Annotated in this window: 14 protein-coding genes; 3 read left to right on the forward strand and 11 right to left on the reverse strand. The window is 74.5% G+C overall.

The window, feature by feature from the left end; translation table 11 throughout:
• Positions 1–20 precede the first annotated feature (20 nt).
• Positions 21–1,634, reverse strand: coding sequence for an anthranilate synthase component I (locus ACU436_RS33275; RefSeq protein WP_459031014.1), 1,614 nt, complete (start codon positions 1,632–1,634; stop codon positions 21–23).
• Positions 1,631–2,005 carry a VOC family protein gene (locus tag ACU436_RS33280; RefSeq protein WP_459031015.1) on the reverse strand — a complete coding sequence of 125 codons (375 nt, stop codon included), beginning with the start codon at positions 2,003–2,005 and terminating at the stop codon, positions 1,631–1,633. Before ACU436_RS33280 ends, ACU436_RS33275 begins: the two co-directional genes overlap by 4 nt.
• Positions 2,006–2,113: 108 nt before the next feature.
• On the opposite strand from ACU436_RS33280, the gene ACU436_RS33285 reads away from it, so the two are divergent.
• Positions 2,114–2,740, forward strand: coding sequence for a TetR/AcrR family transcriptional regulator (locus tag ACU436_RS33285; protein ID WP_459031016.1), 627 nt, complete (start codon positions 2,114–2,116; stop codon positions 2,738–2,740).
• Here the strand turns inward: ACU436_RS33285 and ACU436_RS33290 are convergent.
• From ACU436_RS33290 to ACU436_RS33300, 3 genes are read right to left on the reverse strand one after another with little or no spacing between them, the layout of a single operon-like run.
• Positions 2,721–3,575, reverse strand: a complete 855-nt coding sequence (locus tag ACU436_RS33290) for a hypothetical protein (RefSeq protein ID WP_459031017.1) — start codon at positions 3,573–3,575, stop codon at positions 2,721–2,723. The genes ACU436_RS33285 and ACU436_RS33290 overlap by 20 nt on opposite strands.
• Before the next feature lie 44 nt (positions 3,576–3,619).
• Positions 3,620–4,285, reverse strand: coding sequence for a response regulator (locus ACU436_RS33295; protein ID WP_459031018.1), 666 nt, complete (start codon positions 4,283–4,285; stop codon positions 3,620–3,622).
• Positions 4,282–5,511, reverse strand: coding sequence for a sensor histidine kinase (locus tag ACU436_RS33300; RefSeq protein WP_459031019.1), 1,230 nt, complete (start codon positions 5,509–5,511; stop codon positions 4,282–4,284). The genes ACU436_RS33295 and ACU436_RS33300 overlap by 4 nt, the downstream gene beginning before the upstream one ends.
• 109 nt (positions 5,512–5,620) lie before the next feature.
• On the opposite strand from ACU436_RS33300, the gene ACU436_RS33305 reads away from it, so the two are divergent.
• Positions 5,621–6,541, forward strand: coding sequence for a hypothetical protein (locus tag ACU436_RS33305; RefSeq protein WP_459031020.1), 921 nt, complete (start codon positions 5,621–5,623; stop codon positions 6,539–6,541).
• A gap of 51 nt (positions 6,542–6,592) precedes the next feature.
• On the opposite strand, the gene ACU436_RS33310 is transcribed toward ACU436_RS33305, so the two are convergent.
• The 6 genes from ACU436_RS33310 to ACU436_RS33335 form a co-directional block, all read right to left on the reverse strand.
• The gene (locus tag ACU436_RS33310) at positions 6,593–7,321 is read right to left on the reverse strand and encodes an alanyl-tRNA editing protein (protein ID WP_459031021.1); all 729 of its coding nucleotides are present in this window, start codon (positions 7,319–7,321) and stop codon (positions 6,593–6,595) included.
• A 116-nt stretch (positions 7,322–7,437) separates the two neighbouring features.
• The gene (gene hisI / locus ACU436_RS33315) at positions 7,438–7,791 is read right to left on the reverse strand and encodes a phosphoribosyl-AMP cyclohydrolase (RefSeq protein WP_459031136.1); all 354 of its coding nucleotides are present in this window, start codon (positions 7,789–7,791) and stop codon (positions 7,438–7,440) included.
• Positions 7,792–7,799: 8 nt separating this feature from the next.
• A complete protein-coding gene (gene hisF / locus ACU436_RS33320; RefSeq protein ID WP_459031022.1) occupies positions 7,800–8,573 on the reverse strand; it encodes an imidazole glycerol phosphate synthase subunit HisF in 774 nt (257 codons plus the stop codon).
• On the reverse strand, positions 8,573–9,340 hold the full coding sequence (gene priA / locus ACU436_RS33325) for a bifunctional 1-(5-phosphoribosyl)-5-((5-phosphoribosylamino)methylideneamino)imidazole-4-carboxamide isomerase/phosphoribosylanthranilate isomerase PriA (RefSeq protein ID WP_459031023.1): 768 nt from the start codon (positions 9,338–9,340) through the stop codon (positions 8,573–8,575). The genes hisF and priA overlap by 1 nt, the downstream gene beginning before the upstream one ends.
• 137 nt (positions 9,341–9,477) lie before the next feature.
• Positions 9,478–10,113, reverse strand: coding sequence for an imidazole glycerol phosphate synthase subunit HisH (gene hisH / locus ACU436_RS33330; RefSeq protein ID WP_459031024.1), 636 nt, complete (start codon positions 10,111–10,113; stop codon positions 9,478–9,480).
• A 67-nt stretch (positions 10,114–10,180) separates the two neighbouring features.
• Positions 10,181–11,068: a PHP domain-containing protein gene (locus ACU436_RS33335; protein ID WP_459031025.1), complete on the reverse strand. Its 888-nt coding sequence runs from the start codon at positions 11,066–11,068 to the stop codon at positions 10,181–10,183.
• A gap of 154 nt (positions 11,069–11,222) precedes the next feature.
• On the opposite strand from ACU436_RS33335, the gene ACU436_RS33340 reads away from it, so the two are divergent.
• Complete coding sequence (locus ACU436_RS33340) at positions 11,223–11,891, forward strand: hypothetical protein (RefSeq protein ID WP_459031026.1); 669 nt, start codon at positions 11,223–11,225, stop codon at positions 11,889–11,891.
• The last annotated feature ends 40 nt before the right edge of the window (positions 11,892–11,931 follow it).

Below are 11,931 nucleotides of genomic sequence, written 5' to 3' on the forward strand. Positions count from 1 at the left end.
TGCGGGACTCGGGCGGGCCGTCACCGCGGTGTGGTGGACGCCGACCCCGGCCCGGGCGCCGCGACCGGTTCCGGCACGGGAGCCGGTCGCGGCTCACCGCCCGGATCGGTGAGAGTGGCGGCGGTTGCCACCGCCGACAGCACCGCCCGCGCCTTGTTCAGGCACTCCGCGTCCTCCGCGACCGGGTCGGAGTCGGCCACGATCCCCCCGCCCGCCTGCACGTACGCCACCCCGTCCCGGACCAGGGCGGTGCGGATCGCGATCGCCGTGTCGGCGTCGCCCGCGAAGTCGAGGTAGCCGACGATCCCGCCGTAGAGCCCGCGCCGCGTCGGCTCCAGCTCCTCGATGATCGCCATGGCCCGCGGCTTCGGCGCACCGGACAGCGTGCCGGCCGGGAAGCAGGCCGTGACCGCGTCGAACGCGATGCGGTCGTCGCGCAGCCGCCCGGTGACCGTCGACACCAGGTGCATGACGTGGCTGTAGCGCTCCACCGAGAAGAAGCTGTGCACCTTCACCGTGCCCGGCTCGCAGACCCGGCCGAGGTCATTGCGCCCGAGGTCGACGAGCATGACGTGCTCGGCACGTTCCTTCTCGTCGCTGCGCAGCTCCTTCTCCAGGAGGAGGTCCTCCTCCTCGGTGGCCCCGCGCCAGCGGGTGCCGGCGATCGGGTGCGTGGTGGCCACGCCGTCCCGCACGGTGACCAGGGCCTCCGGGCTGGAGCCCACGATGTCGAAGCGTTCACCGGCCGCGGACTCGAGCCGCAGCAGGTACATGTACGGGCTCGGGTTGGTGGCCCGCAGCACGCGGTAGACGTCGAGCGGATCGGCCCGGCAGTCGGCCTCGAACCGCTGCGACACCACCACCTGGAACGCCTCACCCGCCCGGATCAGCTCCTTCGCCTCCTCCACCGCGGCGTGGTGCTCCGGCGCCGAGCGGCGGCGCGTGAACCGCGGCTCCGCGGGCCGGAACACCGCCACCGTGGACGGCGCGGGCGCGGCGAGGTCGGCCGTCATCCGATCGAGGCGGGCGACGGCGTCGTCGTAGGCCTCGTCCACCCGATCGTCGGTGGCGTCCCAGTTGATCGCGTTCGCGATCAGGGTGACCGTGCCCTCGTGGTGGTCCACCGCGGCGAGGTCGGTGGCCAGCAGCATCACCAGCTCGGGCAGCCGCAGGTCGTCGACGGTCAGCTCGGGCAGCCGCTCGAGCCGCCGCGCCACGTCGTAGGCGAGGTAGCCCACCATCCCGCCGGTGAGCGGGGGCAGCCCGGGCAGCCGCTCGCTGTGCAGCTCCTCCACGATCGTGCGCAGGGCCGCGAGCGGGTCGCCGGACGTCGGCAACCCGACCGGCACCTCACCGGTCCACACCAGCTCGCCGTCCACCGCCGTGAGCGTGGCCCGGCTGCGGGCCCCCACGAACGACCATCGCGACCAGGACCGCCCGTTCTCCGCCGACTCGAACAGGAACGTGCCGGGCCGGTCACCGGCCAGCTTGCGGTAGACCCCGAGTGGGGTCTCGTCGTCGGCGAGCAGCCGCCGGGTCACCGGGATCACCCGGTGCCCGACGGCCAGCGCGCGGAACTCCTCGCGGCTGGGGGTGACCGCTCCGAGGGCACCAGGCGGCGCGGAAACGGTCATGCCCCCATTATCTCGACCACCACCAGCGTGTTCCCGTCGGCGTCGCGGAACGCGAACATCGGCGGTACGCCCGGGTAGCGCAGCACCTCCGGGTCGACGTCCACGCCGGCGGCACGCAGGTGCGCGTGGTCGGCCGCCGCGTCGGCGGTGGCGAGGCGGATGCCGGTGTCCACGGCGGTCCGGTCGGCGGCGACCAGCGCGATCGACGTGCCCGCGCCCGCCGGGGCCACCGTCAGCCACCGCCCGCCGCCGAACGGGCCGTCGAGGCGCTTCTCGAAGCCGAGCGCGCCGACGTAGAACGCGAGCGCCCGGTCCTGGTCGCGGACCGGGATCCCCACGGCGGTGACGTCGGTGATGCGGGTGCCTGCCATCTCGTCCTCCTCGATCGATGAGCCTTTGCACCCGGGACGTCGACGCCGTGGCGGCGTTCTCGACACACCTGCAGAACGTTCTCAGTTCGGGGACGCGAAAATGGGCCTGTGAAGGATTGCGTTGGGGCAGGGTCCGACGACAGCGCCGCGCCGCGCCGCCGTGGACGCCGTCCCGGTGGCGGCGACACCCGCGCCGCGCTGCTCGACGCCGCCCGCACGGTGTTCGCCGAGCGCGGCTACGACGGCGCCACGGTCCGGGTGATCGCGGAACGCGCGGGGGTCGACCCGGCGATGGTCAACCACTGGTTCGGCGGCAAGGAGCCGCTGTTCGTGGCGGCCCTCGACCTGCCGGCCGACCCCGGCACCATCCTCGGCGAGGCGCTGCCGGGCGACCCCGAGCACCTCGCCGAGCGGATCATCGGCCGGCTCCTGCGGGTCTGGGACGAGACCGGGGGAGCCCAGCTCGCCACGCTGCTGCAGAGCATCGCCGGCCACGAGGTCGCGGCGAGCCTGCTGCGCGAGTTCATCGGGCGCGTGCTGGTGGGCAAGATCTTCGCGACCGTCGCGCCCGACCGGCCGGAGCTGCGCGCGACCCTCGCGGGGTCGCAGATGTTCGGGCTCGCCTTCGTCCGCTACGTGCTGAAGGTGGAGCCGCTCGCCTCCGCCGACCACGCCACGATCATCGCCGCGGTGGCGCCGAACCTGCAGCGCTACCTCACCGGGCCCCTGCCGTGAGCTCCGCCGTGAGGCCGTCGACGAAGCTGCCGAAGCGCTCCCTGCGGTCGGGGGAGCAGAGGAACGGGCAGGTCAGGCAGTACGCGTCGGAGGGCCGCTCGACCTCCGGCTCGGTCTTGTAGTAGAGGCAGCAGGCGGCCCGCACCGGCAGCGCGTAGGTCTCGGCGCCCCACTCCACCCGCTCGTGCCCACCCCGGTCGCGCAGGCGGGCCCCCTGGGCGGCGAGTTCGGCGACGAGCGCGGCGCCCACGGCGCGCGCCCGCTCCCGGTCCGCGCCCGCGTAGAGCGGCGCGTAGTGGGCCGCACTCCGCACGGCGTCGGCCGCGCTGTTCCACAGCGGCACGAGCCCGTAGCGGGTGGCGGCCCGCACCGCGTCCAGCAGCGGGCGCAGCGTCGCCACGGCGTCGGCCGCCACCCGGTGCAGCAGCGCGGGCAGGTCGGGCAGCACCTCGGCGTCCGGGTGACCGGCCGCCGGGTCGTCGCGCAGCACGAGGAGCGACGCGTCGCGCACGGCGAGCCGACCGGTGTCGGGGTGCAGGGCCAGGTGCGCGGCCCGCACGTCCCAGGCCCGGCGGTCGAGCACGAGCGCGGCCGTGACCCGGCCCAGGACCGCGTGCACGAGCGCGCCGCCCACCGTGGTGGCCGCCACCGAGGCCAGCCGCGCCGGGTTGTCCTGCTCCCGCGCCCGCGCGCACCACGCGCCGACGTGCGGCGCCACCTCGGCCATGGCCGACCAACCCGGCTCGGCCGGCACGCCGATGCGCGGTGCATAGGCGTCCGGGTACGCCGGCCGCAGCCCGCGCAACGTCTCGACGGTTGCCGCCAACGCGCTCATGAGGTGAGGCTAACCTGATCATCGCGGTCGGCGGAAGGGTGGCCTCAGACGGGCCGCCGCGGATCGATGAACCCGGACTCGTACGCCGCCACCACGGCCTGCGTGCGATCGCGGGCCCCGACCTTGGCGAGCACGTTGCCCACGTGGGTCTTCACCGTCTCCACACCGACCACCAGCTCGCGCGCGATCTCGGCGTTGGACAGGCCCCGCGCCATGAGGCGCAGCACCTCGCCCTCCCGCTCCGTGAGCCCGGCGCCGCGCAGCGCGTCGCCACCGCCCCGGCCGCGGGTGGCGACGAGGTCGCGCAGGGCCGCGGGGAACAGCAGCGACTCGCCCTCGGCGACGGTGCGCACCGCCTGCACGATCTCGGCGGGCCGCGCCCGCTTGAGCAGGAACCCGGTGGCACCGGCCTGCAGGGCGTCGTAGACGTAGCCGTCGTTGCCGAACGTCGTGAGCATCAGCACCCGGGGCCCGGCCGCCCCCCGCTGCGCCCCCTGGGACACCAGGTGCCGGGTGGCCGTGATCCCGTCGACCGCGGGCATCCGCACGTCCATCAGCACGACGTCGGGTTCGAGCCTGCGCACCAGCCCGGGCACCTCCGCGCCGTCCGACGCCTCGCCGAGCACCTCGATGTCCCGCTCGGCGTCGAGGATCGCCTTGAGCCCGGCACGCACCAGCTCCTCGTCGTCCACCAGCAGCACGCGGATCACCCGTGCATCCTGTCCGGTCCGAAGGGCAGACGGGCGGCGACGCGCCAGCGGTCGCCGTCGGGGCCTGCGGCGAGCTCGCCGCGCAGCACACCGACCCGCTCGCGCATCCCCGCGATCCCGCGCCCTCCCCCGTTCCGCGCGGGCCCGGGGCCCAGCGGGTTGGTGAGCTCCAGCACCACGGTGTCCTCCCCCACCGTGACGCGGACGGCGACCGGCACCGGTCCGGCGTGCCGCAGGGCGTTGGTGAGCCCCTCCTGCACGATCCGGTAGGCCTCCCGCGACACCGCGCGCGGCACGACCCCGGTCGCGCCGCCGCGGTGCAGCTCGACCACCACCCCGGCCGACCGCGCGCCGTCCACCAGCGCGTCGAGGTCGCCGAGGTCCGGTTGTGGCCTCCGGTCATCGCTCCCGCCGTCGCGGAGCAGGCCGAGCACGTGATCCAGGTCGGCCAGCGCGGTGCGGCCCGCCTCGGCGATGGCGTCGAGGGCCTTGGCGACGAACGCGGGGTCGGTGTCCAGCACCCTGGCTGCCGCGCCCGCCTGCAGCGTCGTCACCGTGAGGGCGTGGCCCACGGAGTCGTGCAGCTCCCGCGCGAGGCGGTTGCGCTCGGCCAGCGCGCGCTCCGCGGCGTGCGCCTCGACGAGCTCGGCCGCCATCCGCTCGGTGGGGGTCGGCCCCAGCACCCGCGGCGCGAGCCGCGCGAGCGCCGCACCCCCGGCCGACGCCGCCCGCAGCAGCAGGACCGGCAACACCGCGCCGACCACCGGCAGCCACCACGCCCGCCCACCCGTCGGGAACGGCTCCAGCACCAGCCACGGCGCGAAGAGGAAGCCGATGGTCGTGGGGAAGACGACCAGCGTCACCAGCGCGGTGAGCCCGCCCGCCGCGGCGTTGATCAGCAGCCAGAGCGCGGCGCGGCGCCGGCCCGGCCAGGAGTCGACGGTGGCCGGGTCCGGCTCGGGCACGTCGGCGGCGAGCAGCGTGCGGGCGGCGGTGATCGCCAGGGACCGCACGCCCGGGACGAGGGTGACGCCGACGGCGATCCCGATCGCCGGCACCACGATCAGGACCGACCCGAGCAGCTCCAGCCCACCGTTCGTCACCGTCGAGGCGATCAGCACGACGAGGGCGACGTACGGCAGCAGGATCACCGCACCCAGGAGCAGGTGCACGTACCGCCGGTAGGTCAGCCCGTCGGTGAGCGGGGCGAGGAGACGCCGGAACACGCGACGATCGTCGCAGAGGGGCCCGCACCCGCCCCTCCCCCGCGGGAGGGACCCGGATTCGTCCTGGCGCGGGAGTCCGCACGCCGCCCGCGGCGACATCGTTGCGGCCATGACGATCTCACCGGCCACCACCTCGGCCGATACGACACCGGCCGGCGTCCGGGTCCTGGGCTGGCTCGCCGCCGCGGGCACGCTGCCGTACCTGACGATCAAGCTCGTCTGGCTGGCCGGGGGCTCGATCGGGATGACCGACCCGGCGTTCCTCGCGCAGCCCGCGATCGTGGCCGCCAACGCCGTGACGCTGGCGATGGACCTCGTCGTGATCGGGCTCGCCCTCGCCCTGACGCACCGCTGGGGGGACCGGCTCCCCGCATGGCTCCTGCTGCTCCCGATGTGGGTGGGCACCGGGTTCCTCGTCCCGATGGCCGTGTCGATCATGCCGGCCATCACGGTGGAGACGCTGGCCGGCGGCTCGCACTCCGCCGCGTTCGAGCCGTGGCTGCAGCCGCTCGTGTACGGCGGGTTCGCCTGGCAGGGCGTGTTCCTGTGCGCCGCGTTCGCCGCGCACGCGGTCCGCAGGTGGTCCGGGGTGGTCACCGCGGACGCGCCACCCGCTGCGGGACTCGTGCCGTTCCTGCGGGTCGTGGCCGCAGGCGGCTGCGTCATGGCCGGGGCCGGCGCGCTCCTGCACCTGGTGGTCGGGCTCACCGCCGGGTCGGCGGTGGCGCTGGGCGTCGAGGCCGTCAACTCCGCGCTCGCGATCGTCGGCGCCGCCGGGGTGATCGCGCTCGTGCGGACCCGCCCGGCGCCCCGCTGGGCGGCCGTCGCCGCCGCCTGGACGGGCAGCGCCGCGATGTTCGCGTGGGGCCTGTACACGGTCACGATCGGGATGACGACCAGCGAGCTCGGCGGCGGCGGCACGGACGCCGCCGCCGGGGCGGCCCAGGTCACCGGGCTGCTCGGCGGGTTCGCCCTCGCCGTGGCCGGGATGCTCGCCCTCGTCGGCGCTGGGGAGAACCGGCAGGGGTGACGGGGGGATCGCGTCCCGGCCGCACAGGGGGGCGGCCGGGACGCGGCACCGTCAGCCGGGCGCGTCGACCACCTGGATGCGCACCCGCTTGTTGCCCTTGCCCTTCGACTCGGTGCCCGTCACGCGGACCGCGCCGACCTCGGCGGTGCTCGCCACGTGCGTGCCGCCGTCGGCCTGCTTGTCCAACCCGACGATGTCGATCACCCGCAGCGGGTCGATCTCCCGCGGGATGAGGTTGGCCGCGGTGCGGATCAGCGCCGGGTCGGCGTCGGCGGCGTCGCGACCGAGGAAGTCGACCACCACCGCCCTGGCCGCCGCCAGCTCCTCGTTGATCCGGGACTCGAGGCGCCTCCCCAGCTCGGCGGAGATCGACTCGAGCGGGAAGTCCAGCCGCCCCGACCCCGGCTCCATGTTGCCGCCGGTGACCGGGATCGCGAACTCGGACCACACCACCCCGCACAGCACGTGCAGCGCGGTGTGGGTGCGCATCAGCAGGTGCCGCCGCGACCAGTCGATCTCCCCGGCCAGCCCGGTGCCCGTACCCGGCAGCTCGGGCGTGTCCACCCAGTGCCAGATGCGGCCCGCCTCCCGCTTCGCCTTGGTGACCGCGACGGGCCCGTCGCCCCAGTCGAGCGTGCCGACATCGTGCGGCTGGCCGCCCCCGCCCGGGTAGAACGCGGTGCGCGCGAGCGCCACGCGCCCGCCGTCCCGGTCGACCTCGGCGATCTCGGCCTCGAACGAGCGGAGGTAAGAATCGGTGGCGAAGAGCTCCTCTGTCACAGATCCGACAGTAGGACGTCCGCGCACCCCCACCGCCGCGGGGCCGGACGCTCACACACCAACTGTGGAGCCGGCACATGAACTGCAGTTGCTGTGCGAGCGCCGAAGTTGGTGTGTCAGCTACCGCCGGCGAGCAGGACGTCGGCGTCGAAGCAGCTGTGGGTCCCCGTGTGGCAGGCCGGGCCGGTCTGGTCGACGACCACGAGCAGGGCGTCGCCGTCGCAGTCGAGGCGCACCTCCTGCACGTGCTGGACGTGACCCGAGGTCTCGCCCTTCACCCAGTACTCCTCCCGCGACCGCGACCAGTACGTGGCCCGGCCGGTGGTGAGCGTGCGGTGCAGCGCCTCGTCGTCCATCCATGCCACCATCAGCACGTCACCGGTGCCGCGCTCCTGCACCACCGCGCAGACCAGGCCGTCGGGGGTGCGCTTGAGCCGGGCGGCGATCGCGGGATCGAGCGCCGACTCCACCACGCGTGTCATCTGACCTCCACGTGCGCGGCCTGCAGGCCGTCCTTCACGTCCTTGATCCGCAGCTGCCCGAAGTGGAACACGCTGGCGGCGAGCACCGCGTCGGCCCCGGCGCTGATCGCCGGCGGGAAGTGCTCCACCGCGCCCGCTCCCCCGCTCGCGATCACCGGGACGTCCACCACCGCCCGCACCGCACTGATCATCTTCAGGTCGAAGCCGGCCCGGGTGCCGTCGGCGTCCATCGAGTTGAGCAGGATCTCCCCCACCCCGAGCTCCTGGCCGCGCGCGGCCCACTCGACGGCGTCGATCCCGGTGCCGCGGCGCCCGCCGTGGGTGGTGACCTCCCAGCCGGACGCCGTGGGCGGGCCGCCCTCCGGCACCGTGCGCGCGTCGACCGACAGCACGATGCACTGCGCGCCGAACCGCCTGCTCGCCTCGTGCAGCAGCTCCGGGCGCTGGATGGCTGCGGTGTTGATGCCGACCTTGTCGGCGCCCGCCCGCAGCAGCGTGTCGACGTCGTCGGTGGTGCGGATGCCGCCGCCCACCGTGAGCGGGATGAACACCTGCTCCGCGGTGCGCCGCACGACGTCCAGCATCGTGGCGCGCCCCCCGGACGACGCCGTGACGTCGAGGAACGTCAGCTCGTCGGCGCCCTCCGCGTCGTAGACGCGGGCCATCTCCACCGGGTCGCCCGCGTCGCGCAGGTCGGTGAAGTTGACGCCCTTCACCACCCGCCCGGCGTCGACGTCCAGGCACGGGATGACCCGAACCGCGACCCCCATCAGCCGGCCGCCCGATCCGCGGGCCGCACCGCCCGCACCGCGTCGAGCGCCTCGGGGAGGGTGAACCGGCCGGCGTAGAGCGCCTTGCCGACGATCGAACCCTCCACGTTGACACCCGTGGCGGCGAGCTCGGCCAGCGCGACCAGGTCGGCCACCTCGGAGATGCCGCCGGAAGCGATCACCGGGGCCTTGGTGGCGGTGGCGACCTCTCGCATGAGGTCCAGGTTGGGGCCGCGCAGCATGCCGTCCTTGCCGACGTCGGTGACGACGTAGCGCGCGCAGCCGTCGCGGTCGAGCCGCTCCAGGACCTCCCAGAGGTCGCCGCCGTCGCGGGTCCAGCCGCGGGCCGCGAGCCGGTGCTGCCCGTCCGCGATCCGCACGTCCAGCCCGACGGCGATGCGCTCCCCGTGCTCCGCGATGGCCCGCGCGCACCACTCCGGGTCCTCGAGCGCGGCCGTGCCCAGGTTCACCCGGGCGCACCCGGTGGACAGGGCCCGTTCGAGGGACGCGTCGTCGCGGATGCCACCGGACAGCTCCACCGCCACGTCCAGCTCACCGACGACTCCGGCCAGCAGCTCGGCGTTGGTCCCGCGGCCGAACGCGGCGTCGAGGTCGACGAGGTGGATCCACTCGGCGCCGTCGCGCTGCCACTGCAGCGCCGCCTCGCGGGGGGCGCCGTAGCCGGTCTCGGTGCCGGCCTCGCCCTGGACCAGCCGGACGGCCTGGCCGTCGGCGACGTCGACGGCGGGAAGGAGCGTGAAACTCACCGGTCCAGCCTACCGAGCGTGCACGGACGGTCGCGGCGCAGCCGCCGACGCTGCGCGCAGCGGAACGTCCCCGCTGGACGAGCGGCACGCCCGTACGAACCTATCGGACCAGGGTGCCGTTCGTCCGATCTGGACGGCTATCCGACGACGTCGCGCAGCCAGTTGCGCAGCACCGTGGCGCCGGCGTCGCCGGACTTCTCCGGGTGGAACTGGGTGGCCGCGAGCGCGCCGTTCTCGACGGCCGCCACGAAGTCCTCGCCGTGGTGGGCCCAGGTGACGAGCGGGGGCTTCAGCACGTCCGACTCCTCCAGCTCCCAGCGCCGCACGCCGAAGGAGTGCACGAAGTAGAAGCGCGTGTCGGCGTCGAGGCCGGCGAAGAGCGTGGTGGCGGCCGGGGCGCGCACGGTGTTCCAACCCATGTGCGGGAGCACGTCGGCCTTGAGCCGCTCGACGGTGCCGGGCCACTGCCCGCACCCGGCCGTGCGCTGGTCCCACTCCACGCCGAGGTCGAACAGCACCTGCATCCCCACGCAGATGCCCAGCACCGGACGGCCCCCCGCCAGCCGGCGCTCGATGATCCGCGGGCCGTCGACACCGGAGAGCCCGGCCATGCATGCGGCGAAGGCGCCCACGCCCGGCACGACGAGCCCGTCGGCCTCGAGCGCGGCCTGCGGGTCGGCCGTGACCGTGACGTCGGCGCCCACCCGCTGCAACGCGCGTTCCGCGGAACGCAGGTTGCCCGATCCGTAGTCCAGCACGACGATCCGACTCACGGCGCCAGGATACCGGCGGCTCGCTCGCGCTCCTGGTTCAGGAAAGCCACATTCATGTACTGCCGGTTCATGAATGTGGCTTTCCTGAACCGGCGGGGCACGACCACAGGTCGGTCGGGTCTGCACCGGGCTGATAGCCGCAGCTCAGGGCCATCTCCGCCGCCTCCGCGAAGCCGTTGGCCAGATCCCGTGGCCGGTGCGCGTCGCTGCCGAACGAGACCGCCCCGCCGCCGGCGTCCCCCCACCACCGCACCAGCTCCGGCGCCAGCGGGACCCGGGTGTTGATCTCCAGCGCGCGCCCGCTCGCGGCGAGCACCGTGAGCACCTCGCGGAACTCGTCCTCGAAGTCGGCGGGCCGGAACGGCGCCCCGGACGCGGGCCAGTGCCGCACCGGGTAGTCGATGTGGGCGAGCACCGCGAACGGCGCGTCGGAGGCGACCATCCGGCGGGCCTCGGCCAGGTAGTCGCGCAGGACGTCGGCGGCGGGCCGGGCCCGCATGGCGTGGTCGACGAGCCGCGGCTCGTCCCGCCCGCCCACCGAGTGCACCGACCCGAGCACGCGCTCGAACCGCCCGCCCGCGAGCAGCGCCGCCGTGCGCTCCGGATGCCAGTGCGGCTCGGACAGCTCGACGCCGGACAGCACGCGCAGGCCCGGGTACCGGTCCCGGCAGTGCTGCACGCAGGTGAGGTAGCCCTCGACATCCAGGTCGCGCGGGGCGATCCGCCCGTCGGGGCGCAGCCACCGGCGCAGCACGGCCGACATCGGGTCACCCTCCCGCACGACCCACGGCGTCAGGTCCGCGTGCTCGGTGAACGCCACCGAGGGCAGCCGAAGCCGCGCCGCCCGCGCACACGTGGCCGCCATGTCGCCCTTGGCGGCGTCCCAGGACCATTCGGTGTGGACGTGGTTGTCGCCGGGGAACGCGGGTCCGTCGGCCGCGTCGTTCGCAGTCACGTCACGAGCGTGCCGTTCGTCGAGGTGATCCCGGCACCACCGGTCGCACCGAGAACCCGGGAGGTGGGTGAACTGCGTCACAAACAGCGGTTGCGGCCAACGTCGCGAACCGCGGTGGGGTCGTACGCGTCGTTCCGAAACACCGGAGGACGCGATGGAATCGATGATCATCGGTATCCCCGTCGCGATGTGGCTCGTGCTGATCGCCGTCGTCGTCATCGCGCGGTCGAGGAAACGTGAACGCCTGCGGCGGATCGCGGGATGGGCGACCGCGCACGGCTGGTCGATCGCGCAGGACCCGGCCGTCGGCTGGACCCGTCAGCTACCCGCCCGGCCTGGCCGGGTCCCGCTCCTCGTGCACACCCGGCTCGGTGACCTCACCGTCTGCGTGGCCGAGTACACCTACACCACCGTGACGTCCTCACCGAGCCCGAACGGAACCTCCACGACGACCACCACGACGCACGCCCTGCTCGTCACCGCCGTTCGGCTCCCCCACCGGTACCCCGCCATCGCTGTCGTCGGACGGCGCGCGCTGTCGCGTTGGGGCCGCGCGATGTTCGGCGACGACGCCGCCGCGACCGGGCATGCGGAGTTCGATCGCCGGTTCCGGATCCGGACCCGCCACCCCGACATCGCCCGCACCGTCGTCGGACCGACGTTGATCGCCGAGCACCTCGCCGGGTCCGTACCGACGTGGAGCCTTGCCGATCAGGACCTCCTCACCTGGCAGCAGGGCAGGATCACCGACCCCGAACAGATCCCGGTGCTCATCGAACCGATGCTGCGGGTGGCCCACCTGCTCGCGCCGCCGTCACGGTGAACGACCGTGCCGGAGGTACCCGGCTCGGCCGCGCGCCCGC

This window comes from Pseudonocardia wallangbongensis, assembly GCF_054486945.1.